The sequence below is a fragment of the Kribbella sp. CA-245084 genome, from assembly GCF_050942355.1.
In the GTDB taxonomy this organism is placed as follows: Bacteria; Actinomycetota; Actinomycetes; order Propionibacteriales; family Kribbellaceae; genus Kribbella.
This window is the reverse complement of record NZ_CP192053.1, coordinates 2,915,600-2,940,417: the sequence shown is the minus strand read 5'-3', so window position 1 is coordinate 2,940,417 and position 24,818 is coordinate 2,915,600. Positions and strand designations below refer to the sequence as shown.

Sequence of the window (24,818 nt, the reverse complement as noted above, 5' to 3'; positions counted from 1 at the left end):
GCAACTATGCGACGGATCGATGCCCGGAGTCTGCGCGGACTCGCCCACCCGCTCCGGATGCGCATCCTGGAGGCGATCGAGCTCGACGGGCCGGCGACGTCCAGCACGCTGGCGACGCGGCTCGGCGAGAACACCGGCACGATCAGCTGGCATCTGCGCCTGCTCGCCGAGCACGGATACCTCGAAGAGGATCCCGATCGCGGCACGAAGCGCGAGCGTTGGTGGCGGCTCCCCGATCGGCAGACCGTTCTTGACCCGTCCGAGTTCCTCGACGACCCCGAGACCCGGCGAGCGCTCGACGTGTACCTCCGCGATCTGGTCGAGCGGTACTACGACCGCGTGCGCACGTATGTCGACGAGGACTGGCCAGGTGAGTGGCAGCACGCAGCGGGCCTGTCCGACTGGCGCGACCTCCACCTCACGCCGGACCAGCTGCACAACCTCAACGAGGAGATCGCCGGCGTCATCGACCGCTACACCGGCGCCGACGCGACCGACGGCTCCGAGCGGGTGATCGTCCAACTGCAGTCGTTCCCCCGCCGCTCATGAGTCTGCTGCGAACGCATCGCGACTTCCGGCTGTTCTGGACCGGCGAGACCATCAACAGGTTCGGCAGCGCGACCTCCTCGGTGGCGTTGCCGCTGGTCGCGATTTCGATGCTCGATGCAACAACCTTCGACGTCGGTTTGCTGACCGCGGCCGCCTGGGCACCTTGGCTGCTCATCGGTCTACCAACCGGCGCCTGGATCGACCGGGTACGCCGCCGACCGGTCATGCTGGTGTCATCGGCCGTCTCAGCGGTCCTCTTCGCGGCAGTTCCGTTGGCCGGCAACCTCCTCAGCATCCAACTGCTGCTCATCGTTGCAGTGCTTGCCGGCGGCGCCTCGGTTGTCTTTCAGACGGCGTACACCGCTTATCTGCCGACGCTTCTGGAGCCGAGCGACCACGCCGAGGGCAACGCGAAACTGCACGGCAGTGCTTCGGCCGCGCAGATCGCCGGGCTGGGATGCGGTGGCCTGCTCATCCAATTCATTGGTGCCGCCAACACCCTCCTCGTCGATGCATCAAGCTTCCTCATCGCTCTCGCCTGCATCGCCGCCATCCGCTACCGAGAACGCCGTACGACGAACCCTCGCCAACCCGGCGCGATCCGAGCCGGCATCCGGCTGGTCGCGCACGATGTCTGGCTGCGCACGCTGACGATTTTCGGCGCCGTCTCGAACCTCGCCCTGACGGGCTATCAGGCGATCATCGTCGTCTTCCTCGTCCGCGAAGCCGGCCTCACCGCAGGCACAGTCGGCACGTTGATCGCAGCCGCATCCAGCGGCGGAGTTGTCGGCGCGTTCGTCGGCCGGCATACCATACGGTTTGGTACGGCGAGGGCGTTGCTGCTGTGCGAGCTCGGTCTGCCGACGCTGGCGCTGCTCATCCCGTTGAGCGGTACGAGCCCTGCCTTCTACCTGGTCGGCGCCTTCGGCGTCAGCCTGGGCGTGGTCGGTGGAAACGTCGTTAAGGCGACCTTCCTCCAGTCCTACTGCCCGCCCGACCTGTTCGGCCGGCTCACCGCGACGACGGCGTTCGTCAACTACGGCACGATCCCGCTCGGCGCACTCCTCGGCGGCGTACTCGGGCAGACCCTCGGCCTCACACCGGCGCTCTGGATCACCACGGCCGGCGTACCCCTGGCCGGTCTTGTCCTGCTCGCGTCACCGATCCGCCGGCGCCGCGATCTCCCGACTCACCAGGGCACCGACGTACCAGGAACAACAGCCGACTCCAGCCGGGTCCGCACCGCCTGACGCGCGTGCCCGTACGTCGTCTCGTCGTTGTGCAGGATCGAGGCGAGGTTCGCGGCCTCGTAGTACGCGTTGAGGTCGAAGGCGAGCTGCTTCGGATCACCCACGAGCTCTCCACGCGAGATCGCCTCACCGATCGTCGTCTCGATCAGATCCATCCACTCGTCGTGCACCGCCGCGAGCATCTCCGTCACGGCGCTGTCGCGAGCGGAGAACTCGTGCGAGACCTTCTGGAAGAAGCAGCCACCCGGAAACACGCGGCTCTGCGAGTAGTCGAGCCAGTGCGTGCTCAGCGCCCACACCCGCCCGAGCCCCGGCTCGACCTCGAAGGCCGGGAGCACCACGTTGTCGGCGTAGATCCGCCGCGCGGCGCGGATCGTCGACAGCTGCAGCTCCTCCTTCGAGCCGAAGTGCGCGAACAGGCCGCTCTTGCTGATCCCGAGCTCGGTCGCGAGCCGCCCGATCGAGAGCCCCTCGAGCCCGTCGACCGACGCGATGTCGACCGACCGGCGCAGCACGGCGCGGCGGGTCTGGTCACCCCGCACCAACCGTCCGTCCACCTTCTCCACGGCTCCCGATCCTAGTTGCCCTTGACGATCACCTCGTGCAAAAGTAATAGTACGACCGTTCGTATAGTTAGAGGAGAGCGTTCATGCAGAAGCTGATCGGCACGGGACTGAGAGCCGTCGGAGCGGTGTCGCCACGGCTCGGCGGCAGGCTCGCGTTCGGGCTCTGGCGCCGCCCGCTCGCCCGCGGGCGGGTCCGCGACAGCGAGCTGGACGTCCACAGGGCGGCACGGGTCGAGGACCTGGACGGCGTACTCACCTACGCGTGGGGTGACGGAGCGCGGCCGGTGCTGCTCGTCCACGGCTGGCGGTCACGCGCTTCGCGGTACGCCGGGTTCATCAGGCGGCTGCTCGAGCTCGGGTACAGCCCGATCTCGTACGACGCTCCCGGGCATGGCGACTCCCCCGGACCGATCGTCTCGATCCTCGGCCACCAGCGGATCATTCAACAGCTCGAGGAACGGCATGGACCGTTCGAGGCCGTGATCGGGCACTCGCTGGGGGTGCCGTTCGCGTTGTACGCGGTGAAAGAAGGGGTCGCCGCGAAACGGCTGGTGATGGTGAGCGGCGTGGCGGATTTCGGCTACCTGGCCGACACGTTCTGCCGAGCGCTCGGATTAGGGCCGAAGGTCAACCAGCGACTGCGGCGCGAGATCGAGCGCGGGTACTTCGACGGCGACCGCACCATCTGGGACCGATTCTCCGTCGCCACCGGTAAGGCGCCGTTGCTGGTGGTCCACAACGACGAGGACGACGTCGTGGACCCCGAGCAGGCGCGCGTGCTCCTGCTCAACTATGGCGCGCAGGCGCACTTCCACCCGACGACCGGCCTCGGCCACAGCCGGATCCTCCAGGACCCGGCTGTCATCGCCGAAGCCGTCGCTTTTCTCCAGGACGACCAGGACTCAGATATCCCTGAAGGTCTCGATCTGAGCGCCTAGCAAGTTCAGCCGGGTGGCGAGGTCCTCGTAGCCGCGGTTGATCACGTAAACGCTGCGCAGTACCGACGTACCCTTCGCGGCCATCATCGCGATCAGCGTGACGACGGCCGGGCGGAGCGCCGGCGGGCACATCATCTCGGTGCCGGAGAAGTGCGTCGGGCCTTCGACCATGACGCGGTGCGGGTCGAGCAGCTTGACCCGGCCGCCGAGCTTGTTCAGGTCGGTCAGGTAGATCGCGCGGTTCTCGTAGACCCAGTCGTGGATCAGCGTCTGCCCGGTCGCGATGGCCGCGATCACCGCGAAGAACGGCAGGTTGTCGATGTTCAGGCCCGGGAACGGCATCGGGTGGATCTTGTCGATCGGCGCATGCAGCTTCGACGGCCGGGTGGTCAGGTCGACCAGCCGGGTCCGGCCGTTCTCGGCGAGGTACTCCGTACTGCGGTCGTAGTCGAGCCCCATCTCCTCGAGCAGCGCGAGCTCGATCTCGAGGAACTCCACCGGCGCGCGCCGGATGGTGATCTCGGACTTGGTCACGATCGCCGCGGTGAGCAGGCTCATCGCCTCGATCGGGTCCTCGGACGGCGCGTAGTCGACGTCCACGTCGATGTCGGCGCGGCCGTGCACGGTGAGCGTCGTTGTACCGATGCCGTCGATCTTCACGCCGAGCAGGTCGAGGAAGAAGCACAGGTCCTGGACCATGTAGTTCGGGCTCGCGTTGCGGATCACGGTGGCGCCGTCGTACCGCGCGGCGGCCATGATCGCGTTCTCGGTCACGGTGTCGCCGCGCTCGGTCAGCACGATCGGCTTGCCCGGCGTGATCGCCCGGTTGACCAGCGCGTGGTACTGCCCGCCGGTCGCCTTCACCTCGAGGCCGAACGGGCGCAGCGCGGTCAGGTGCGGCTCGACGGTGCGCGTGCCGAGGTCGCAGCCACCGGCGTACGGCAGCTCGAAGCCGTCCTCGCGGTGCAGCAACGGACCGAGGAACATGATGATCGAGCGGGTACGACGGGCTGCCTCGGCGTCCATCGAGCTCAGGTCGAGGTGGGCCGGCGGGACGATCTCGAGGTCGCCGGCGTCGTTCAGCCAGGTGGTGCGGACGCCGATCGAGTTCAGCACCTCGAGCAGCCGGTTGACCTCTTCGATCCGCGCGACCTTGCGCAGCGTCGTCCGGCCCTTGTTCAGCAGCGAGGCGCAGAGCAGCGCGACACCGGCGTTCTTGCTCGACTTGACGTCGATGGATCCGGAAAGTTGGCGGCCGCCGGCCACACGGAGGTGGACCGGACCGCCACCGAGAGAGACAATTTCGGAATCGAGCGCCTCGCCGATCCGGGCGAGCATCTCGAGGGTGAGGTTCTGATGACCCTTCTCGATCCTGTTCACCGCACTCTGGCTGGTGTTCAGTACTTCCGCGAGCTGCGTCTGCGTCCAGCCGCGATGCTTACGGGCGTCCCGGATGAGGTTTCCGATCCGGCTCAGGTAGTCATCGGTCATGCGCCGGACCTTATCTCACATGTGAGATACCTCTGCATCGACCCGCCGGTGCCAGCGTAGCGAATGTCACCCGCAGCCCAAGGCCGAGGGTCCCGAGGACCCGTGTGACCTGGTGAAACGCCCGCAGCCTACAGTTACCCCCAACTCCCGCCGCCACCCGGAGAGGAACCAGCAGATGCCCGACGACACCTCCGCCGCGGTGGTCAACGAGTTCGAGGCGGAGTCGTGGCCGCTCGAGGCAGCCGCCGACAGCCTCCACCAAGTCATCGAGGGATTCCACAACGGTGACACCCGGCCGCTGGTGATCGGCGACGGCGACCAGCCGGTGCTGGTGGTGCTGGCGATCGCCGACCTGGCCGACTTCCGCGCCCGGATTGCGGAGCTGCTCAGCAACCCGGTCGACGCGGGCTGGCTGCGGTATTACCTGCGGTCGAACTTCGACATGAGCTCGGAGCGGCTGGTCGAGCTGCTCGGAGTGGACACGGACCACGGGCTCTCGTCGCTGGCCAGCCAGGTAAATGTCGAGCAGGCCGCAACGCTGATGTCCGACCACGTACGCCGTACCGAGGCCGGCGGGAATCCGCTGATGCTGATCGGCGACGGGACGATGGCGACCGCGGTGCTGCTCTCGTTCCAGGCGTTCCAGGTGCTGCTCGCGATGGAAGGCGACGGCAAGGGCGAGGACGACTCCTGCGCGCACGACGACGAGGAGAAGCCGACCACGCCGCTGGAGGTGCTGGCCGAGCGGATCGGGCCGGTGTCGACGCAGCTGGTCGCGCAGATCAACGCGGGCCGCGAGCCCGGCTTACCGCGGTACGAGCTGCACTTCGAGGACGACCTGATCGACCACCTCCGCGACCTGGAAGCACGGGCGCAGCAGGCACCGGGCGCCGGGGCGTACGACGAGTTGAACCAGCTGCTGCACCAGTTCGACCAGATGCGCAGCGGGCTGGTCGAGGTCGAAGCAGACGAAGCGGACGAGGAGCTGGACGAAGCGCCGTACCTGGAGGCGACCGATCTCAAGGCCGCGCTGCCCGACATCCGCGACACGTTCCGCGAAGGCGCCGACGACCCGTACCTGATCGGCTTGGACGGGCGGCCGTGCGCGGGGCTGATCTCGTACGACCTGTACGAAGAGCTGCAGAAGGTGTCGGTCGAGCTGGACGGGACCGACGAGGCGCCGGTGCTGCCGCTGCCCGAGCCGCGCTGGGAGAACGGGCCGCGACTGCTGTCGTTCGAGATCGCGCTCGAGATGTGCGAGGCGGTGATCGAGGACATCACGAACGGCGAGGCGTCGATGCTGTTCATCGCCGACGAGGACAACGAACCCGAACTCGTCCTCGCTCCGCTCGTCTGGCTCTGGGCGTACGTCGACCACCTGGACCTCGAAGGCGCCGAAGCCTGATTTCGACGCAGATCGAAGTGACTCCCCCGGGTGTCAATCTGGACTAGTGCACCGATCCTTGCTGACTGCGCTCGCCTGCCTGACGGTGGTTGCGGGCTGCTCGTCGAGCGGATCCGATTACGCCGTCCTCACCGTCGACCAAGCGTTAACGCTGGCCGACCAACCGGTCCATCTGAAGGTGACAGGCCTACACCCGAACAAGCCGGTGACCGTCGGCGCGGATGCCGTAGGCCGAGACGCCAAGAAGTGGCACGGCGAGGCGACGTTCACCGCAGACGACCACGGATCCGTCGAGCTCGACACAGCGAAGCCGACGAGCGGGAGCTACCAGAGCGTGGACGGGATGGGTCTGTTCTGGTCGATGGATCCGGCCGACGGCGATCCTGACGCACAGACGTACAACCCTCCGCTCGACAACGGGCGACTCGTCGAGAAGCTGGAGATCTCCGCGAGCCGCGACGGGAAGCGGCTCGCGAGTACGACGGTGACGCGACTGTGGCGATCGTCCGGTGTCACGCCCACGTCACTCACCATGGCCAAGGACAAGCTCACGGGTGTGTACGTCGCCACGAAGGCGGATGGCGCGAAACATCCCGCCGTACTGTGGCTCGGCGGCTCGGAAGGCGGCACACCGTCCGCGCTGCCTGCGTACCTGCTGGCGTCGCACGGGTACCCGGTGCTGGCGTTGGCGTACTTCCACGCGCCGGGGCTGCCCGATGACCTGCGCAACGTTCCGCTCGAGTACTTCGCGTCGGCGGCTCGCTGGCTCCAGCGGCAACCCGGAGTCGATCCGACGCACGTCATCCTGATGGGTGGGTCCTACGGCACCGAGGCAGCGCTGCTGGCGGCGGACCACTTTCCGACGCTCATCCATGGACTGGTGCTGCTCGCACCGAGCGCGACAGCCACAGCCTCGTTCCCGGAGCCGGATGGTAGTGCGTGGACCTACGCCGGGAAGCCGGTGGCGTTCGGTCCGATCCCGGTCGACGGGGTGAACGGACCTGTCCTCGCGGTGGCCGGGTCCGCAGATCTCGTGTGGCAATCGCGATCGTCGGCCCAGCGGATCATGCAGGCGCTCGACGACGCGCACGACAAGTTCCCGCATGAGGCGCTCCTCGTCGACGACGCCGGGCACAGGGTCGTCGGCGCGCCGTACCTTCCGCAGGGGACGACCGAAGTGCATCCGGCAACCGGGACGACGCTCCAACTCGGCGGTTCGCGACTCGGCGACGAATCCGCGCTCCGCCAAGGGTGGACGAAGACGCTGGCGTTGTTGGGGTCGCTCAGTTGATCGGGAAGAGCGGTTGCCACTCGGACAGCGTGGCGATCTCGTAGACGTTGGCCGGGGTGTACGGGTCCTTGGCGAGGATGTCGCGGAGCTCGGCCTCGTCGGCAACGTCGTAGATGAGCACGGCGCCGGTCTGGTCGGGGAACGGGCCGGCGGTGACGAGCTTGCCGGCTTCCTTCAGCTCGGTCAGGTAGTCACGGTGCGCCGGACGGACCTCGAGACGACGGTCGGTGTCGGCGAGATCGAAGCGCAACTGCACGACATAAAGGGCCATGCCGAAACCCTACATCGACCAAGAAAACAAAGAGATTTGGTGCGGGGAAGGGAGTCACGAGCCGCCACAGCGGCTGGTTCAGGTCAGACCCGAAAGTCGACGAGTGATCTCCCTTCCCGCCCGGTTATTCTCACCAGTCCGCGACCCACTACGCAAGGGGTTGGTTAAGAGAAATTCCTACAGACAGTTGATTCAAATAACGCTTCGTGATCGAGCCCCCGGTTGCCTCGATGAGAGCGCCGATACAGTCGTACAGTCCGTCACGCCGCTCGATTGTCAAGGCCCGATGACCGGAGTATGAGGACAAAAGTTCGAGGTACTCCGGGGCCGAATAGTCCACATCCCAGACATAGCTGCGGAACTCGACGGACCCGAAAAGCCCGGATCGCTCGAATCCTTCCGGATCTTTCGGTACGTCGTCCGCGGCCGGCAATCCATTCGCGACGGCGTCATCGGTGAAGCGGTCGTAGCAGGTCTGCACGTCGACGAAGAACTGCTCGCTCCCACCCGCGACGTGATGCGTCGACACGACTGCCAGCGCGCCACCCGGCCGCAGCAGGTCCACGCAGCGCTGCACGCGGGTCGCGGGATCGAGCCAGTGGAACGCGGTCGCGGAGATGACCAGGTCGAAGGATCGTGCAGGCAGATCCAGGGTGTCGAAGTCCGCGACGATCACCTCGACCGTCGAGTACTTCCGTCGGAGAACCGCCGCGAGCCCGGGACTGAGCTCAACAGCGGTGACCGGCCAGGCTCGCTCCACCATGGCGGAGGTTGCCTGGCCGGTGCCGGGGCCGATCTCGAGGACGCGTGGGTGGTCGCCGACGACAGCGGCCAACGCGTCGAAAAGTTCAGGTGGATAGGTGGGTCGGACGCGGTCGTACAGGTCCGCGTCCTCCCCGAAGGTCCGCCGGAGACTCTCTCTACTCACCTGCCAATGCTGCCCGGCCGGCTTCCAGGCGCGCCACCGGAATACGGAACGGCGAGCAGGAGACGTAGTCGAGACCGACGTCGTGGAAGAAGTGGATGCTGTCCGGGTCGCCGCCGTGCTCGCCGCAGATGCCGAGCTTGAGGTCGGGCTTGGTCGCGCGACCGCGATCCACCCCGGTCCGTACCAGCGCGCCGACGCCTTCGCGGTCGATCGACTCGAACGGCGATACCGCGAAGATCCCCTTCTCCAGGTACCGCGAGAAGAACGCGCTCTCGACGTCGTCGCGGCTGAAGCCCCACGTGGTCTGGGTCAGGTCGTTGGTGCCGAACGAGAAGAAGTCGGCTGCCTCCGCGATCTGGTCCGCGATCACCGCGGCCCGCGGCAGCTCGATCATCGTGCCGATCGGGATCTCCCGATCCACAGCCACCTCGGCGAGGACACGTTCGACCTCGTCGCGGGCCAGGTGCAGTTCCTGTACGGCGCCCACCAGCGGGATCATGATCTCCGGCCGCGGATCCTTGCCCTCGGCCAGCAGTTCCTTCGCCGCCGACGCGATCGCCCGTACCTGCATCGCGAACAGACCGGGGATGACCAGCCCGAGCCGCACGCCGCGCAGGCCGAGCATCGGGTTCTGCTCGTGCAGGCGCTGGACCGCCGCGAGCAGTGCCGCGTCGTAGCCCGGGTCCTCGCCGCGCTCGCGGGCAACGGCGACCTTCACCGCGAGCTCCTCCATCGACGGCAGGAACTCGTGCAGCGGCGGGTCGATCAGCCGGATCGTCACCGGCAGCCCGTCCATCGCAGTAAGCAGCTCCAGGAAATCCCCACGCTGCAAGGGCTCCAAGTCGGCCAGCGCCGCCTCGCGATCTGCGTCGGTCTCCGCGAGGATCAGCCGCTCGACGGACTCGCGGCGCTCCCCCAGGAACATGTGCTCGGTCCGGCACAGCCCGATGCCCTCGGCCCCGAACCGCCGCGCCCGCGCCGCGTCGTCCGCGGTGTCCGCGTTGGTCCGTACGCCAAGCCGTCGTACCTCGTCCGCGTGGGTCATGAGCCGGTGCACCGAGGCGACGAGTTCATCGCCGGCGTTCGGGGCGAGCGTGCCCTCGAAGTACTGGACGACCGGTGACGGTACGACCGGGACCTCGCCGCGGAAGACCTCACCGGTGGTGCCGTCGATCGAGATCAGCTCGCCGGCCTCCATGATCGCGCCGTTGACCTTGATGGTGCCCTGGGCAACATTCACGTCCAGGTCCTCGGCGCCGCAGACGCAGGTCTTGCCCATACCGCGGGCTACCACGGCCGCGTGCGAGGTCTTGCCGCCGCGGCTGGTCAGGATGCCCTGCGCCGCGATCATGCCGTGCAGGTCGTCCGGGTTCGTCTCGCGGCGTACCAGGATGACCTTCTCGCCGCGATCCGCGGCCTCGACCGCGGCGGCCGAGGTGAACACGACCTTGCCCGACGCGGCGCCGGGTGAGGCGCCGATCGCCTTCGTGATCAGGTCCTTCTTCGCGTCCGCGTCGAACCGCGGGAACATCAGCTGCGCGAGCTGCGCACCCTTCACACGGTTGAGCGCCTCGTCGGTGTCGATCACGCCTTCGTCGACCAGGCTCGTCGCGATCCGGAACGCTGCCGCGGCGGTCCGCTTGCCGACCCGGGTCTGCAGCATCCACAGCTTGCCCCGCTCGACGGTGAACTCGATGTCGCACAGGTCCCGGTAGTGCCCCTCGAGCGTGGCCATGATCTCCATCAAGTCGTCGTACGACGTCTTGTCGAGCTGCTCGAGGTCCGCGAGCGGGACCGTGTTGCGGATGCCCGCGACGACGTCCTCGCCCTGCGCGTTCTGCAGGTAGTCGCCGTACACACCGTGCTGACCGGTCGAGGGATCGCGCGTGAACGCGACGCCGGTGCCGGAGTCCATGCCGAGGTTGCCGAAGACCATCGAGCAGATGTTGACCGCCGTGCCGAGGTCGGTCGGGATCCGCTCCTGGCGGCGGTAGAGGATCGCGCGGTCGGAGTTCCACGAGCGGAAGACTGCCTCGGTCGCCAGGTCCATCTGGGTCCGCGGGTCCTGCGGGAACTCACGGCCGGTGTGGTCATGGACGGCCTGCTTGAACGTCTCGACCAGAGCCTTCAGGTCGTCGGCGTCCAGGTCGAGGTCGTTGCGGGTGCCCTTGGCTTGTTTCGCCGCCTCGATCGCGTCCTCGAAGACATCGCCCTCCATGCCGAGCACGGTCTTGCCGAACATCTGGATCAGCCGGCGGTACGCGTCCCAGGCGAACCGCGGGTTGCCCGAGTGGTGCGCGAGACCGTTCACCGAGTCGTCGTTCAGGCCGACGTTGAGGACGGTTTCCATCATGCCGGGCATCGACACGGCCGCGCCGGAGCGGACCGAGACGAGCAGCGGGTCGTCGGCCTGACCGAGCTTCTTGCCCATCTTCTGCTGCAGCAGGTCGACGTGCTTGTCGATCTCGTCGGCGAGGTCGGCCGGCACCGCGCCGGTCTCCAGATATGCGCGGCAGGCGTCGGCGGTGATGGTGAAGCCGGGCGGTACCGGCAGGCCGAGATTGGTCATCTCGGCCAGGTTCGCCCCCTTCCCGCCGAGCAGCTGTTTCATGCCCTTGTTGCCTTCGGCGAAGTCGTAGACCAGTTTCGGCACGGTCACTCCCTGGGTTGCAGGCGGGTGTTTTCAGGCACGGGAAGGTGTCCCGCTGGCCCGTCGACTCCGGCGGCGGGGGCGTGCTTTCAGGGTAAGCCTAAAAACCAGTCCAGTTGAACACTGGTCTCACGATGCTGACGTGACCCTCCCCACAGGTCGAAGGCCGGAAAACCCTTCCCTGGTTGACAACGCGAGACAATCGGCCTGTCTCAAAATGAATCACAGGCAGAACGCTTCAAGCCGTTTTAGTCGGGGTACCGAGCTTTGCCGACCGTTAGAGTCGGCGGGTGCGCATCGTCTCCCTACTTCCGTCGGCGACCGAGATCTGCTTCGCGCTCGGTGGTGGTGATGACGTCGTCGGGGTGACGTTCGAGTGCGACTATCCGGCGGCCGCGCGTGGTCGGCGGATCGTGTCGACGACGGCGCTGCCTGCTGGGCTGACTCCTGGGGAGATCGACGCTGTCGTACGGCGGAAGGTCGCGGCCGGGGAGGATCTGTACCACCTGGACGCGGATGCGCTGCGCGGACTCGAGCCCGATGTGGTCATCACTCAGGACCTGTGTGCGGTGTGCGCGATCGACGTGGAGGACGTGTCGGAGGCGCTGGAATATCTGGGGTGCCGGGCTGAGGTGGTGAGCACGGATCCGTACACGCTGGACCAAGTGCTGGACTCGATCGAAACAATCGGGAAGGCGATCAGCCGCGATCCGGCGGCGCTGGTGGACACCCTGCGGAGGCGACTCGGGATGCAAGCGGGGTGGCAGACGCGGGGGCCGCGGGTCGGCCTGCTGGAGTGGACTGATCCGCCGTTTGCTCCGGGGCACTGGTTGCCGGAGATGGTGACGTTGGCGGGTGGGACAAATGTGCTCGGGAAGGCCGGCCAACGCTCGGTCGCGATCACGTGGGAGCAGGTGGAGGCCGCACGACCTGAGGTGATTGTTTCCGCGCCGTGCGGGTTCGATCTGGAGGGTGCCGCGAAGCTGACCGCGGAGTTGTTGCCACAGCTGCCGGCCGACGTACCGGTCTGGGCCGTCGACGCGAACGGGTACTTCGCGCGTCCGCGTCCCCGCCTGGTAGATGGCATTGAGGTGCTGGCTGCCATCCTCCACGGCGGAGACCCGGACCACGCGATCAGGTTGCGTTAGAGCTTGCGGCGGGTCCTCAGGTAGTCGCCGACGACGGCGGCGCCGAGGCCGTCGGGGTCGGGCGCGAGGACGCGGCCGCCGCTGCGTCGGGCGAGCAGGTCCACGAACGCGTTCAGCCGTGGGTCGTCGCCGAGGCGGAAGACGGTCAGCGTGGCGCCGAGCTTGGCCAAGCGGTCGACCTCGAAGATCGTCTTGCGGAGGGTTGCCGGCTCGGGTGGGTACGAGAACTCGGCCGTGCCGTCAGGCTCGAGGTGAGCGGTCGGCTCGCCATCGGTCACCATCAGGACGACCGGCTGGGCGTCCGGGTGGCGACGAAGGTGACGTCCGGCGAGGAGCAGTGCGTGGTGCGCGTTGGTGCCCTGCTCCCAGGTGCCTTCCATCCCGATCAGCTGCGGCAGCTCCACGACCCCGGCGTACCGCCCGAAGGTGATCAGCTGGAGTGCGTCGTTGCGGTAACGCGTCGAGATGAGTTGGTGCAGCGCGAGCGCCGTACGTTTCATCGGCAGCCAGCGGCCCTCCTGGACCATCGACCACGACGTGTCGACCAGCAACGCGACCGCGGCGCGAGCGCGATGCTCGGTCTCCGCGATCTCCACATCCGCCACGTCGAGTTTCACGCCGCCACCGCCGGTGTGAGCAGTCCGCAGTACGGCGTTGCGCACCGTCCTCGGCACGTCCCACGGCTGGGTGTCGCCGAACTCCCACTGCCGCGTCGACCCGCTCAGCTCACCGGCCGCGCCGGCGTTGGCGGCATCCCGTTCACCGGACCCGCGGGCAGCCCGCAGTACGTCGGCCAGCGCCGTCTGACCAAGCTGACGCAAGGCCTTCGGAGACAACCTCAGCGAACCGTCCGGCGCTCGCTCGATCAGGCCCTGATCACGCAGCTGCCGCTCCAGCTCGCTCAAGCGACGCGCGTCGACCGTTGCCTCGTCGCCCAATTGCCGGGTGAGCGCGTCGAGGTCGATGTCCTCGAGCCGCGCGCCCGGATACGACTGCGCCAACTGCTCGGCCAGTGCATCCAGCTCGGCGAGATCGGACATCGCTCGGGCGCCCTCGGCGAGACCGAGCGGATCCTCCCCGCTCATCTGCTCCGAGCCGTACCAGTCCTCGCCCGGCCGCAGCGACTGCAGCTGAGCATCCAGCTGGGACAGCTGCTGCGCCAACTGCGGACTGCCGAAGGCCTGCTGCGACAGCTCCATCAGCTCGGCCCGTTGCTCGGCCGTCATCGAGTTCATCATCCGTTGTGCCGCGGCCGCCCGCTGCGCAAGGACGTCGATGAGCTCCTCGACGTTCTGCGGGTTCTCCGGGAAGAACTCGCCATGGTTGGCCATGAACTCCTCGAACAGCTCCGGCACCTCGGGCCGGCCCTGTGCGTGCGCCGCGAGCAGCGCGTTGAGGTCGGTCAGCATCTCGTTGATCGCCTCGACGTCCTCGGGCGTGGTCTGCTGCAGCGCCTCCTTCATACCCTCGAACCGCGACCCGAGCAGCTCACGCCCGAGCAGCTCGCGGATCTCCTCGTACTTCTCCCGGGCCTCCGACGACTGCCAGTCGTAGTTGGCCAGCTCGCGTACGGCGGCCGCCGTACCCGACGGCAGCGCGTCGAGCTGAGCCTCCCGGAAACGAGCGTCGTCGGACGGGTTCGGGAACAGCTCGTGCCGCTCCGCCTCCAGCGCCTCGTTCAGCAACCGCTGGACGTCCCGCAGCGTGCCGTCGAGATTGTGCCGCCGCTCGATCTCGCGGCGGCGCTCCCACAGGCGGCGACTCAGGTCGTCCAGACCCTGGGTGTTCCTGGTGCCGCGCCGGAGCAACTCCTCCAGCGCGGACCGCGGCGACGAACCGTTCATCACGTCGCGGCCGATCTCGTCCAGCGCGTCCCGCAGATCCGCGGGCGCCTTGAGCGGATCAGGCCCGTCATGCCACGGACCGTACGACCAGCCTTCTGGAATGGAGCTCATGTCAGGCCCCGTAGACCGTGGTGTCGTCGTCGGCGTCCTTGGCTACTCGTTTCGACAGGTAGAGCATCTCCAGGGCGAGCTCGATGGCAGCAGCGATCTGGCCGGACGAGTCGTCCGGCTCGACACCGGCGCGGGCCGCGACGTCGTGCAAGACGGGCAGCTCGGGCAACGCCGCCAGCACGTCCCGTCCGGGCACCCGCTCGCCGGTCGTCACAAGGTTGCCATCGGCAACAGCGTGGGCGAGCGGAGTCAGATCGAGACCGGCGAACCGCTCGCGGGCCGTGTCGGCCACCGACCGACGCAGCAGGTACTCGAGCAGCTCGATCTCGCGCCCTTCCTCACCAGGCTCGAACTCGAGCTTGCCCCGCAGTACTGCGGGCACCGCCTCCAGGTCGACCGGCCGCGCGACGGCCGGAGTCTCGCCGGTGATCGCGCTGCGGCGCAACGCGGCCGCAGCGATCGTCTCGGCCGCGGCGACCGCGAACCGGGCGGACACACCCGAGCGCTGGTCGATCGCGGTCGACTCGCGCAGGTGCCGGACGAACCGGGCCAACACCTCGAGCAAGGGCTCGCCGACCTCGGCGGTGAACTCGGCCTCCTGCCGGATCACGTCGACCTCGGCGTCGATGTCGAGCGGGTAGTGGGTCCGGACCTCGGCGCCGAACCGGTCCTTCAGCGGCGTGATGATCCGGCCGCGGTTGGTGTAGTCCTCTGGGTTGGCCGTTGCCACCAGCAACACGTCGAGCGGTAGCCGCAGCGTGTACCCGCGGACCTGGATGTCGCGCTCCTCCATCACGTTCAGCAACGCGACCTGGATGCGCTCGGCGAGGTCGGGCAGCTCGTTGATCGCGACGATGCCGCGGTGCGAGCGCGGGACCAGGCCGAAGTGGATGGTTTCGGGGTCGCCGAGACTGCGGCCTTCGGCAACCTTCACCGGGTCCACATCGCCGATCAGGTCACCGACAGAGGTGTCCGGCGTCGCCAGCTTCTCGGCGTACCGCAGGTCGCGGTGCAGCCAGGCGACCGGCAGGTCGTCGCCGAGCTCGGCGGCGCGGCGGCGCGAGGCGGGCGTGATCGGGTCGAGCGGGTGCTCGGGCAGCTCCGCGCCCTCGATCACCGGGGTCCATTCGTCGAGCAGCCCGACCAGAGTGCGCAGCAGCCGGGTCTTGCCCTGGCCACGCTCACCGAGCAGTACGACGTCGTGCCCGGCGAGCAGCGCGCGCTCGAGCTGCGGAATCACGGTGCGGGTGAATCCGACGATGCCGGGCCACGGATCACGTCCGGCCCGGAGTTGGTTCAGCAGGTTCTCACGGATTTCGGCCTTGATCGACCGGGGCAGATAGCCGGCGGCCCGGAGGTCACCAGCCTTACGGGGAAGTTCAGCAGGTGCACTAGTCACGCAGAAGACGTTAGCTCGGTGAGCCCAACTTGCACCTTGTTTATCTCAGCGCCTGGGCGTGACTCGTCCCGAGGTGAAGAGATGGGTCGGCGTGAAGGTGAGCGGCACCCACGGGTGCTCCGGAGAGTAACGAAGGACGAAATGGTCCCCGTCGAGCGGCTCCGTCGGCAGTATTTCGTACTCGTGCATCGCCTCCTCGGCGAACGCGAGCCGGTCCCCTGTCGCCTGCTCGGCCAGCACCAGCCCGTCTCCACGCCGTACGACGTCCAGCCGCACGCTGGCACGCTCGTACCGTCCGACATTGCGATCATCAACCAGACCGTCAACCAGACCGTCGACCGGTTGCGGCGGGGCCGGGTGGCTGACTCCGACGTAGTGCTCGAACACCTCTGATGCGAGCGGCTCGAACAGCCTGGTCCCGTTGCCGGAGTTCGTCAGCAAGCACATGATCAGCCGCGCCTCGGGATCGACCCGGAGGAAGGCCGTCTGCGAGATCGTCGAGCCGTCGTGGCCAAAGATCCGGCGACCGTCCCAGTCGTAGATACGCCAGGTCAGACCGAGATCGATGAAGCCGCCGATCCCGCCCGCGAAGGGCACCTGCGGCTCCTGCATGCCGGCGTACTTCTCGTCGTCCAGATGCATCCGGGCGAACTCGATCAGGTCATCCGCACGCGCCGCGATCAGCCCGGCCGGGCCGATGCTGCGCGGCAACTGCCACGTCCTGACCGGCGAGCCGTCCTCGGCCGTGTGACCGCGGGCGGCCCGGTAGAGGATCGCCTCCTCCGGCAGGGTGACGGTGTGCGTCAGGCCGAGCGGCTCGACCAGCCGCGCCCGCAACGACTCGTCCCAGGTCCGGCCGTCGAGCACCTCGATCAGCCTGCCCAGTGCGACGAATCCCGCGTTGCAGTAGGAGTACGCCGTACCCGGCTCGAACAGCTGCTCAACGTCGGCGAGCAGAGCGACGTACCGCTCGAGGCAGTCGTCGCCGCGGCCGGTGTCGGTGAACAGGTCGCCGTCGATGCCGCTCGTGTGAGTGAGCAGGTGACGGACCGTGACACGTGGATCAATAGGTGCCTCGGGCAACAGTTTGACCACCGGGTCGTCCAGCTGCAGCCGGCCCTCGGCCGCGAGCTGGACGATCATCGTCCCGGTCCACGGCTTGCTGACCGATCCGATCTGGAAGAGCGAGTCGGCGGTGGTCTCCACCCCGGTCGCGGTATTCAGCAGGCCGTACGGCGTGATCGTGGACTCGCCGTCCTGCCAGATGCCGAGCACCGCACCGGGCACCTCAGCCACTACCGCCAACTCGTTCAACCGCGCAGACCAGTCAGGCATGCGCCCAACCTACTTCTTGAACGCCTCCAGCGCCGCGCGAATATCGGTCCACGCCGCCGACTCGTCCAGGCCCTGCTCGAGCAGGATCTTCGTGGCGATACCGGCCTGGTCGCGGTAGAAGGCAAGCAGGAGATGCTCGGTGCCGACGTAGTTGTGACCGAGCGTCAGCGCCTCTCCGACCGCGCCCTGCAGGACGTGCGCCGCGCGCCGGGTGTACGGCGGATCCTCGGCGTCCAGATCCGTCGGTTCGGTCGATGGCGCCGGCTCAGCCGCCGGGCTCTTGGCGTCGACGGCCTGGAGCACCGACTCCTCGGTGATGCCGTGGTTGACGAGCACCTTGGCGGCGATCGCGCCCGGCTCCTTGTACATCCCAAGAAGGAGGTGCTCCGTGCCGACGAAGTTGTGATTGCGGGCCCGGGCGATGTCCTCGGCGGCCTGCACCACCGAACGCGCCCGCTGGGTGTACCGCTCGAACGCCGGCCGCGCGGTCCAGGAGTCCGCGAACCGCTTGTGCGCGGCCTGCTTGCTGACGCCGAGCACCGCGCTGATCTCGACCCACGACTTCCCCGCGCCGCGAGCCCGGTCGACGAAGAACCCGAGCGCGGCGTCGCCGGTGCTGGTCAGTTCGCTGATCGTCGCGGCCGCGGTCGCGAGCTGCTCGAGCTCGTCGTCGCTGCCGGCGTCGGTCTTGATCGTGTTGATGAGCTGCTGCAGATCAGGTCCAGGAGTCATGCGTCAACCCTAGGTTGACGATCCCACGTCGTCAACCCTGGGTTGACGAGGTAGGTTTTCCGCATGCAAGCGCTGCCCGATGTGATCAGGCCCGGCCTGAAAGTGCTGTTCTGTGGGATCAACCCGGGGCTGATGTCGGCGGAGACCGGGCATCACTTCGCGCGGCCCGGCAATCGTTTCTGGCCGGCGCTTCAGCTGAGCGGATTCACCCCGCGACAGCTCAAGCCGGCCGAGCAGAGCGAGCTGCTGGAGTACGGGCTCGGCATCACGAATGTCGTCGACAAGCCGAGCGCGCGGGCCGACGAGCTCACCCGCGCGGAGCTCGTCGCCGGCGGCGAGAACCTGGTGGCGAAGGTGCTCGAGGCCCAGCCCGAATGGCTCGCCATCCTCGGCGTCACCGCTTACCGCGACGCCTTCGCCGACCGTACGGCGGCCATCGGCAAGCAGGACCGCACGATCGGCACCACCCGCGTCTGGGTCCTCCCGAACCCGAGCGGCCTGAACGCGCACTACACGTTGCCGAAGCTCGCCGAGGCGTTCGCGGAGCTCCGACGAGTTAGTTGACCGGTCATTCGGCAGGATGGGGGCATGCGAGCATCCGACCTGCTGCGAGCGATCGATCGGCTTTCGTACGGCGAACGGCTTCGGCACGTTGCGCTCGAAGGCCATCGGTTGCGCGGGACAACCGAGCTCTCCGAGCTGCTGCGTGAGCTCGGGCGAGGTACGCCGTACGAGCGGACTGTCGGTGTGACGATCGCGCAGGTCACGGGCGATGTCGGCTACGTGACGCGGCTGCTCAACGACCCCATGCCGGCGGTGCAACATCGCGCGCTCGCGGCGGTTGGCAGGGGCGTCGCGGTCTCGGACGACGATCTGCGGATCCTGTACGACGACGCGCCCGCCGTACTGCGCACCAAGCTCCTGCACGTGATCCGCAAGACCGGGCGATCAGCGCTCGCCGCGCGTCTGATCGACGACCATCGCGAACGCTGGGGCGACCGCGCTGCGGCGAGTCTGCTCTCCAGCACGGACGGCGAGACCGTCGAGCGGCTGTTGCCCGAGCTCGCCTACGTCCTCGGACCCGGCGAGTGGCAGCGGCTCGGAGCGCGTCACCCGAAGGTCGTCCTCGCCCACGCACACAACACGCTGCCGACCGGCCCGGATCGGGACGAGTGGTGGCAAGGTGCGGCGTACGGCGTCATCGGAGCGCTCGAGCATGACCCGGCGCAGGTCGCGGCGCTGCTGACAACCGCGCTTGTGCCCGATCAGTTGCCTTCAGCATTCACCTCGGTGCTCGGCCGATTGATGGACGCCGATCCGGCGGCGGTACTGCGGATCCTGCTGGAGCCCGAACGGGCCTGGTCGTTGCCCAATGCCCTCACCCCTGCGGTGCGCCGACGGCTGTATCGCTACTCGGACGACGAGCTGATCGCGCTTGGCCGACTGTCGTGGCCGATCCTGCCCGGCCTGCTGGGTGAGCTGCCGCCGTCCCGCCGCGCCGCTCTGTTCGAAGGCAGCACCAGTACCGTCGACCTCGGCCAGATCGTGCTGTCCACCGAACTGCTCACCCTGCTCCCCCGGCAGCTGCGCTTCGAGCAGACCCGGCGGATGCTCGCTCTTCCGGCGGTTGCTGAGGGCAATCATTCGCGCTGGCAGATCACCGCGTTCCTGCCGTACGACGAGGCGTTCGCGCTGCTCGAGCCGGAGATCGCGCAGCCGGACGCCGACGATCGATCTTTGGTATACCAAGCGGTCGTCGCGTCGGCCGGGCATTCGCGTCAGCCGGCCGCCGTCGAGGCTGCGGTCGCCTGGGTGATGCGCGCCCGCAACGATCGCGACACCGTTCGCCAGGGCGTTCTCCGGGCTCTGAGCAATCTTCCGCCGGCGACGACGAGCGGCGCGCTGACCGGATCGCTCGAGAGTCTGCTGACGAGCGCGTTGGAGGCGCGGGACACCAGTTGGGGCACCCGACGAGCGCTGAGCACGCTCGCCACCACCGCTGTCCAGGAAGGTGCCCGCCGCAACGATCCGGCGTTGCTGGAGTGGGGCCTGCAGACACACGGGCGACTGACGGAGAACCAGGGCTCGATCCCGCTGTACGGGCTGATCGAAGGGCTGCCGCGCGGCCAGGAGACGGCCGTCTACGACGTACTGCGGAAGTACGTCGACGACGGGGTGGCGCGGAAGGAGTTCAGGCTGCCGTTCGCGATCTCGCGCGCATTCGATGATCGTGGCTGGTCGAACGAGCATCTCCAGGCCGCGCTCGAACAGGCGGTCTGGTCGAACCAGGAGCACACCGTCGGCAAAGCGACCGAGCTGTGGCTGCGGCCGTCGTCGACACGCGGTGAGCGGGTCGAGCGGATCATCAGGCGGGACGTCGGGATGGTGCGCTGGGATCCGGTCTGGCAGGCGGTGACCGAAGTACGGACCGACCTGTTGGACGTCGTACTCGCGCGTCCCAACCGGATCCGCCGGTTCGAGCGGAACCATCCGGCCTGGAACGTCCCGGACCGCGCGATCCGCCGCTGGCTGCCCCGCCAGCACACCCGGTACGCCGAACTCGTGGCCGGCGCGGCCGGTGACAAGCGGATGCCGGACTGGGCTCGTGCGAACGCGATCTCGATGCTGGGTCACGTGCCGGGCGCCGGGCGCGGTGCGCTCGAGCCGTTCCTGACGCATGAATCGGTGTTGCTGCAGGAGGCTGCGCTTGGTGCGTTGGCGTGGACGGATACGCCGCAGGAGGCGTTGCCGGTGTTGCTCGCGCATGCGGGTGACGATCGCGCCCGGGTCGCTCTGTATGCGGCGACGCGGGCGGCGATGTTCGTGCGGCCTAGCCGGTTGCCAGGATTGTTGCATCCGGTGCTGGTTGGCGAGGGCGTGAAGATCACCTCCCGCAAGGAAGCGGCGCGGTTGCTCGGCAAGCTTCGCGCTCCCGGTGCGAGTGCTGTTCTCGCTGATGCTTGGGCCTCCGCGCATCGTGATGTGAAGGCTGCGATTGCCAGTGCGGCATCGCAGTACTTGCTGCATGAGCCGGCGAGTTGGGCCTTGCTGCAGCAGGCGGTTCATGACAGCGCGGCTACGGCGACGGTTCTGACGCAGCGGCCGGCGAACGGGATGGCGGCGAAGTACCGCGGTCGGTACGCCGATCTGCTGGTGGCGGTGACGAACCGGCCTGAGCAGGAGGTGGTGCGCAGCGCGGTGCGGTCGTTGCCGCGGTGGGCGCGCTGGAATCCCGCGGTCGCACCTATCTGCGTGGACTTCATCGTTGATCTTGGCAGGTCCACGGTGTGGAACGACGCGACGACGGCGCTGGTTGCTATCGATCCCGAGTTGGCCGGCGACGAGATGGTCAGGGCCGCGCGTCTACTGGTGCGGCTCGAGGCCGACCCTCGACTGCCTGATGCGCTGGCCGACCGCGATCACCCGGCCAGGCAGCGGCTCGGACTGCTGGTGCAGCGGCTCTCGCAGGCGTACTTCGGGAAGCCGGATCGAGAGATCCTTCGGAAGGTCGCGGCAGAGCTCGACAGCCCGGATCTGTTGCGGATGCGGTTGGAGCTGCTCGTCGACTCCATGGACTGGAACGACCTCGCGACCGAGCTGCGCGTCCTTGTCGACGCGGTCGAGGGCCGGCCGTTGGCCGCGCATTCAGCGGCGTTCCGCCTCGGCGGGCGGCTCGACATGCTTCCGGCGCACTGGACGCCGGAGTTGCTCGAGCAGCCGGCACGGTTGATGCTTCGCGGTCAGACGCTGATGGACGGGCTGCTTGCTCAAGCGCTGATCGGCGCGGCTGGACGGCGTACCGGTTGGGCGCCGGTGTGGCGTGAGTTGCTGGTCGAGCTGCGCGCGCATCCGCATCCCGACATACGGCAGGAAGCGCTTGAGCTGACGACTGCGGCTGAGGTGTAGCTACTCGTCCGACTTCTCGGACTTCTCTTTGGCTTCGCGGGCGCGTTTGCGGCGTTTGCCTTCGTGCATGGCGACGACTCGGGCGACCGGGATCGCGCGGCCTTCCTCCAAGAGGTCCTCGGGGAGGTCTTGCGGCGCCGGGAGCTCATCGGCCCACGGGTCGGCGTCGCCCAGCAGCTGGATCGCGTTCCGGACGGTGAAGTCGCGCGGGGTCACGCTCTCGAGGTCGTTCCAGCCCACCGGATACGAGACCGTCGTACCGGGCCGGACCCGCGGGCTGTACGCCGCCACGATCGTCGCGCCGCCGGAACGCGTCGAGTCGACGAACACCTTCCCGTGCCGATCCTCCTTGATATACGCCGTTGTCGCGACCGATGGATCGATCTTCTCGGCCCGCGCCGCGATCGCTCTGGTCGCGGCCGCGGCGTCCTCGATCGACACCGTGTCGACAATCGGCACGATCACGTGCACACCCTTCGCGCCGCTCGTCTTGACCGCGCCGGACAGCCCGCAGTCGGTCAGCGCCTGGCGTACGAGCAGCGCCGCCTGCACCGCCATCGTGAACGTCTCGCCCTCCGGCGGGTCGAGGTCGAGGACGAGGTGCGTGACGCGATCCCAACGGTCGGCGCGCATCAGCGTCGGGTGGTACTCGACCGCACGCTGGTTGGCGAACCACAGCAGCGTCCGCCGGTCGTCGCACAGGGCGTAGGACACCTCCCGCTTCGACGCCTCGGCCCAGACCTGCACGGTCTTCACCCAGTCCGGCGTGTACTTCGGGACGTTCTTCTGCATGAACTTGGGCTGCCCCGGCCGGATCCGGATCACCGACAACGGCCGCTCCCGCAACTCCGGAAGGATCCGCTCGTGCACCGCGTCCAGGTAGTCGACCAGATCCCGCTTGGTCGCCTCCGCCCCGTCGAACAACGGCTGATCCAAGTTGGTCAGGTCAACGCCGTCCCGCGTCTCATCCGGCTTACTCGCCATCCCCAGAGCTTAGGAGCTTTACCAGTGCATCGAGAACCACTTTGTCCTCGCCGGGTTGGAGGGTCTGTGGGTTGAGGGCGATCGCGTCGTCAGGCAGGCCGAACGTGCCGACCGCGATCCGTGGGTCGCCGTCCCACAGTTGCTTGATCACCTCGTCCCGGGTTCCCGGGAGTCTCAGTACTGCGCGGCTGTGGGGTTGGCCGGCCTCGCTCGGGTACCCGCGCTCGACCACCAGTCCGGGGATTGCCCGCAGGCCCACAATCCAGTTGTCAACAATCCGCTCATAGGACGCCAGTAGTTCTGACTCGTCCTGTTGGAGCGTCCACTCGACCGCGACGAGGAGCCCGAGCAGCTCCTCCTTACCGACCTTCATGCCGCGGCCGATCTCGTGGTTGGGCGACGAGTGCGCACGGATGCGGTCGATCAGCCAGGTCTTCCCCAGCACCAGCCCACTCGCCTGCGGCCCACGCAGCCCCTTCCCGCCACTCACGATGACCGCGTCAGCGCCGACATCCCGCGTGAACCGCCACAGCGATGACACGGGCGGAATCTGAGCAGCCGCATCCACCAACACCGGCACCCCCGGAGCCGCTGCCGCCTGGGCAACGCCCGGACTGCCCGACGCAACCCCCGGAACCGCGGCGCCACGGGCAGCGCCCGGACTGCTCGATGCAACGCTCGGGGCGGCGGCCTCGGATTCTCGGACGACTCGGACTACCTCCTCGATCGGGAGAGCATCAGCTGCGTAGTGGGCTCCGGCCATCCAGAGCACGCAGGCCGGTCGGCGTATGAGTGCTGCCTGCAACTCCTCGACGGACGGGCCGATCTCGTGGACGGTGACGCCGAGGAGGCGCGCCGAATAGTCGTAACCGTTGCGTTGGCTCGCGAACATGACGATCTCGGCCGGCTTGGGGAACGCCTGCGAATCGGTCGTGATGCACGACGCGATCGCGAGCGTGATGGCGGCCGCAGCGCCCGAGGTTACATAGGCGGATTCGTTGTGGGTCAGCTCGGCGAGGCGTTCGCCAACGCGGGCATGTAGCTCGGCCAGGTCGACGAAGCGCGTGGCAGCGTCGGCCATCGCCTGGACAACCGGCGGCGGCATCAGCGAACCGCCGAGGAACGTGACGGTGGCGTTGGCGTTGATGACCGCCCGGACGCCGAGCGGAGTACTCATGCGATGAACTTTGACAGGGCAGGTACTCCGGACCGCTCCGCCAACCAAGCATCGAGGAAGTCGTTGTCGGTGCCGTCGAGGTGCGTGACGTTGTAGACCTCGGCATCCGGCGTCGCGGAGATCAGCGACCCGCACCAGTCCTCATTGTCGATTGCAAACAATGTGCGACCGGTGATCGCGGGAGCGTGCCGCGCCGGATCGAAGTACGACAGCGTGGTCGCCAATGTCTCGACCGAAGATCCTGCGCGAAGGTGATCGTTCAGCTCCTCCAGCGGATACAGAGACGACCTCTGCCGCGCCTCCATCGCCCTGTAAAACAAGAGATCCGTCACGCGAACGGAGCTGAAACCGGGTCGCCGTGCAGCCGTCAGCACGGCCAGATCATCACCACTCACGGCAATCCTGTTCGGATCCACCTCGGCCAGGCCCCGAAGGAATTCAGCCGCCCGCAGACAGTCCGCCGCGATCCCGCGATAGATGTACGTCGCGGGGTCGTCGATGCCCATTGTCAACAATCCTGGGTACGCCGCCGCGAACCCCTCGTCCGCGAGGCGCTGCCCGCGGTGCATAAGGCTGAGTACGACGTACCTGCTGCGGTCGTTCGGATGTGGGATGTTGTTGACGCTGCCGTAGCGCGGGGTGAGGAGCACTGCGGGGAACGGTCCGTCGCCGGCCGGGATGCTGAGGTTGCCGTACACGCGGTACGGACCGGTGCTGGTGATCCGCAACGTGTAGAACGTTGCCTCGTCGGTCGTTCGAGCCGGCACGAGATCGAGCACCGGCCGACCGGGGATCGCCGCGAGCTCGTCATCGACGGCGGCCCAGTAGTTGTCGAAGTTCATT

General features: G+C 67.8%; 20 protein-coding genes. 8 read left to right on the top strand and 12 right to left on the bottom strand.

What is annotated here, in order from left to right; genetic code table 11:
* The first annotated feature begins 6 nt into the window (after positions 1-6).
* Complete coding sequence (locus tag ACQPYH_RS14240) at positions 7-549, top strand: helix-turn-helix domain-containing protein (RefSeq protein ID WP_432891160.1); 543 nt, start codon at positions 7-9, stop codon at positions 547-549.
* Complete coding sequence (locus tag ACQPYH_RS14235; RefSeq protein WP_432891158.1) at positions 546-1,799, top strand: MFS transporter; 1,254 nt, start codon at positions 546-548, stop codon at positions 1,797-1,799. The genes ACQPYH_RS14240 and ACQPYH_RS14235 overlap by 4 nt, the downstream gene beginning before the upstream one ends.
* Here ACQPYH_RS14235 and ACQPYH_RS14230 read toward each other — a convergent pair.
* Complete coding sequence (locus ACQPYH_RS14230) at positions 1,739-2,365, bottom strand: TetR/AcrR family transcriptional regulator (RefSeq protein WP_432891155.1); 627 nt, start codon at positions 2,363-2,365, stop codon at positions 1,739-1,741. The genes ACQPYH_RS14235 and ACQPYH_RS14230 overlap by 61 nt on opposite strands.
* A gap of 83 nt (positions 2,366-2,448) precedes the next feature.
* Between ACQPYH_RS14230 and ACQPYH_RS14225 the strand changes: the two genes are divergently transcribed.
* A complete protein-coding gene (locus ACQPYH_RS14225; protein WP_432891153.1) occupies positions 2,449-3,303 on the top strand; it encodes an alpha/beta hydrolase in 855 nt (284 codons plus the stop codon).
* On the opposite strand, the gene ACQPYH_RS14220 is transcribed toward ACQPYH_RS14225, so the two are convergent.
* Positions 3,268-4,794, bottom strand: a complete 1,527-nt coding sequence (locus ACQPYH_RS14220) for a helix-turn-helix domain-containing protein (protein ID WP_432891151.1) — start codon at positions 4,792-4,794, stop codon at positions 3,268-3,270. The two genes, ACQPYH_RS14225 and ACQPYH_RS14220, sit on opposite strands and share 36 nt — an antisense overlap.
* Positions 4,795-4,969: 175 nt before the next feature.
* Here ACQPYH_RS14220 and ACQPYH_RS14215 point away from each other — a divergent pair, with 175 nt between their 5' ends.
* Complete coding sequence (locus ACQPYH_RS14215) at positions 4,970-6,199, top strand: hypothetical protein (protein WP_432891149.1); 1,230 nt, start codon at positions 4,970-4,972, stop codon at positions 6,197-6,199.
* A 46-nt stretch (positions 6,200-6,245) separates the two neighbouring features.
* Positions 6,246-7,490, top strand: coding sequence for an acyl-CoA thioesterase/BAAT N-terminal domain-containing protein (locus tag ACQPYH_RS14210; protein WP_432891147.1), 1,245 nt, complete (start codon positions 6,246-6,248; stop codon positions 7,488-7,490).
* Here ACQPYH_RS14210 and ACQPYH_RS14205 read toward each other — a convergent pair.
* The 3 genes from ACQPYH_RS14205 to ppdK form a co-directional block, all read right to left on the bottom strand.
* Positions 7,483-7,761 carry a YciI family protein gene (locus tag ACQPYH_RS14205; RefSeq protein WP_432891145.1) on the bottom strand — a complete coding sequence of 93 codons (279 nt, stop codon included), beginning with the start codon at positions 7,759-7,761 and terminating at the stop codon, positions 7,483-7,485. The genes ACQPYH_RS14210 and ACQPYH_RS14205 overlap by 8 nt on opposite strands.
* 148 nt (positions 7,762-7,909) lie before the next feature.
* Positions 7,910-8,689 carry a class I SAM-dependent methyltransferase gene (locus ACQPYH_RS14200; protein WP_432891142.1) on the bottom strand — a complete coding sequence of 260 codons (780 nt, stop codon included), beginning with the start codon at positions 8,687-8,689 and terminating at the stop codon, positions 7,910-7,912.
* Positions 8,682-11,300, bottom strand: a complete 2,619-nt coding sequence (gene ppdK / locus ACQPYH_RS14195) for a pyruvate, phosphate dikinase (RefSeq protein ID WP_432894399.1) — start codon at positions 11,298-11,300, stop codon at positions 8,682-8,684. Before ppdK ends, ACQPYH_RS14200 begins: the two co-directional genes overlap by 8 nt.
* A 329-nt stretch (positions 11,301-11,629) precedes the next feature.
* On the opposite strand from ppdK, the gene ACQPYH_RS14190 reads away from it, so the two are divergent.
* A complete protein-coding gene (locus tag ACQPYH_RS14190) occupies positions 11,630-12,487 on the top strand; it encodes a cobalamin-binding protein (protein ID WP_432891140.1) in 858 nt (285 codons plus the stop codon).
* On the opposite strand, the gene ACQPYH_RS14185 is transcribed toward ACQPYH_RS14190, so the two are convergent.
* Genes ACQPYH_RS14185 through ACQPYH_RS14170 form a run of 4 tightly spaced genes read right to left on the bottom strand, consistent with a single transcriptional unit; the run spans position 12,484 to position 17,908 of the window.
* On the bottom strand, positions 12,484-14,442 hold the full coding sequence (locus ACQPYH_RS14185) for a vWA domain-containing protein (RefSeq protein ID WP_432891137.1): 1,959 nt from the start codon (positions 14,440-14,442) through the stop codon (positions 12,484-12,486). The genes ACQPYH_RS14190 and ACQPYH_RS14185 overlap by 4 nt on opposite strands.
* Before the next feature lies 1 nt (position 14,443).
* Complete coding sequence (locus ACQPYH_RS14180; RefSeq protein ID WP_432891135.1) at positions 14,444-15,841, bottom strand: sigma 54-interacting transcriptional regulator; 1,398 nt, start codon at positions 15,839-15,841, stop codon at positions 14,444-14,446.
* Positions 15,842-15,886: 45 nt separating this feature from the next.
* Positions 15,887-17,176, bottom strand: coding sequence for a serine hydrolase domain-containing protein (locus ACQPYH_RS14175; RefSeq protein ID WP_432891132.1), 1,290 nt, complete (start codon positions 17,174-17,176; stop codon positions 15,887-15,889).
* A 9-nt stretch (positions 17,177-17,185) separates the two neighbouring features.
* Positions 17,186-17,908 (bottom strand): Clp protease N-terminal domain-containing protein, encoded by a 723-nt coding sequence (locus tag ACQPYH_RS14170; protein WP_432891129.1) that lies wholly within the window; start codon positions 17,906-17,908, stop codon positions 17,186-17,188.
* A 63-nt stretch (positions 17,909-17,971) separates the two neighbouring features.
* Between ACQPYH_RS14170 and mug the strand changes: the two genes are divergently transcribed.
* Together mug and ACQPYH_RS14160 are read left to right on the top strand one after the other, a co-directional pair.
* On the top strand, positions 17,972-18,472 hold the full coding sequence (mug, locus tag ACQPYH_RS14165; RefSeq protein WP_432891126.1) for a G/U mismatch-specific DNA glycosylase: 501 nt from the start codon (positions 17,972-17,974) through the stop codon (positions 18,470-18,472).
* Between the two features lie 24 nt (positions 18,473-18,496).
* On the top strand, positions 18,497-21,814 hold the full coding sequence (locus ACQPYH_RS14160; protein WP_432891123.1) for a HEAT repeat domain-containing protein: 3,318 nt from the start codon (positions 18,497-18,499) through the stop codon (positions 21,812-21,814).
* Here ACQPYH_RS14160 and ligD read toward each other — a convergent pair whose 3' ends face one another.
* From ligD to ACQPYH_RS14145, 3 genes are read right to left on the bottom strand one after another with little or no spacing between them, the layout of a single operon-like run.
* On the bottom strand, positions 21,815-22,798 hold the full coding sequence (ligD, locus tag ACQPYH_RS14155) for a non-homologous end-joining DNA ligase (protein WP_432891120.1): 984 nt from the start codon (positions 22,796-22,798) through the stop codon (positions 21,815-21,817).
* Positions 22,788-23,975, bottom strand: coding sequence for a hypothetical protein (locus ACQPYH_RS14150; protein ID WP_432891118.1), 1,188 nt, complete (start codon positions 23,973-23,975; stop codon positions 22,788-22,790). Before ACQPYH_RS14150 ends, ligD begins: the two co-directional genes overlap by 11 nt.
* The gene (locus ACQPYH_RS14145; RefSeq protein WP_432891115.1) at positions 23,972-24,817 is read right to left on the bottom strand and encodes an acetylxylan esterase; all 846 of its coding nucleotides are present in this window, start codon (positions 24,815-24,817) and stop codon (positions 23,972-23,974) included. The genes ACQPYH_RS14150 and ACQPYH_RS14145 overlap by 4 nt, the downstream gene beginning before the upstream one ends.
* Between the last annotated feature and the right edge of the window lies 1 nt (position 24,818).

Excerpts from the sequence above, each read along its gene's own strand:
- ACQPYH_RS14160 (WP_432891123.1), top strand. The coding sequence starts at position 18,497 with ATGCGAGCATCCGACCTGCTGCGAGCGATCGATCGGCTTTCGTACGGC.
- ACQPYH_RS14175 (WP_432891132.1), bottom strand. The coding sequence starts at position 17,176 with ATGCCTGACTGGTCTGCGCGGTTGAACGAGTTGGCGGTAGTGGCTGAG.
- ACQPYH_RS14235 (WP_432891158.1), top strand. The coding sequence starts at position 546 with ATGAGTCTGCTGCGAACGCATCGCGACTTCCGGCTGTTCTGGACCGGC.
- ppdK (WP_432894399.1), bottom strand. The coding sequence starts at position 11,300 with ATGAAACAGCTGCTCGGCGGGAAGGGGGCGAACCTGGCCGAGATGACC.
- ACQPYH_RS14150 (WP_432891118.1), bottom strand. The coding sequence starts at position 23,975 with ATGAGTACTCCGCTCGGCGTCCGGGCGGTCATCAACGCCAACGCCACC.
- ligD (WP_432891120.1), bottom strand. The coding sequence starts at position 22,798 with ATGGCGAGTAAGCCGGATGAGACGCGGGACGGCGTTGACCTGACCAAC.
- ACQPYH_RS14220 (WP_432891151.1), bottom strand. The coding sequence starts at position 4,794 with ATGACCGATGACTACCTGAGCCGGATCGGAAACCTCATCCGGGACGCC.
- ACQPYH_RS14215 (WP_432891149.1), top strand. The coding sequence starts at position 4,970 with ATGCCCGACGACACCTCCGCCGCGGTGGTCAACGAGTTCGAGGCGGAG.
- ACQPYH_RS14145 (WP_432891115.1), bottom strand. The coding sequence starts at position 24,817 with ATGAACTTCGACAACTACTGGGCCGCCGTCGATGACGAGCTCGCGGCG.
- mug (WP_432891126.1), top strand. The coding sequence starts at position 17,972 with ATGCAAGCGCTGCCCGATGTGATCAGGCCCGGCCTGAAAGTGCTGTTC.
- ACQPYH_RS14205 (WP_432891145.1), bottom strand. The coding sequence starts at position 7,761 with ATGGCCCTTTATGTCGTGCAGTTGCGCTTCGATCTCGCCGACACCGAC.
- ACQPYH_RS14170 (WP_432891129.1), bottom strand. The coding sequence starts at position 17,908 with ATGACTCCTGGACCTGATCTGCAGCAGCTCATCAACACGATCAAGACC.
- ACQPYH_RS14185 (WP_432891137.1), bottom strand. The coding sequence starts at position 14,442 with ATGAGCTCCATTCCAGAAGGCTGGTCGTACGGTCCGTGGCATGACGGG.
- ACQPYH_RS14225 (WP_432891153.1), top strand. The coding sequence starts at position 2,449 with ATGCAGAAGCTGATCGGCACGGGACTGAGAGCCGTCGGAGCGGTGTCG.
- ACQPYH_RS14240 (WP_432891160.1), top strand. The coding sequence starts at position 7 with ATGCGACGGATCGATGCCCGGAGTCTGCGCGGACTCGCCCACCCGCTC.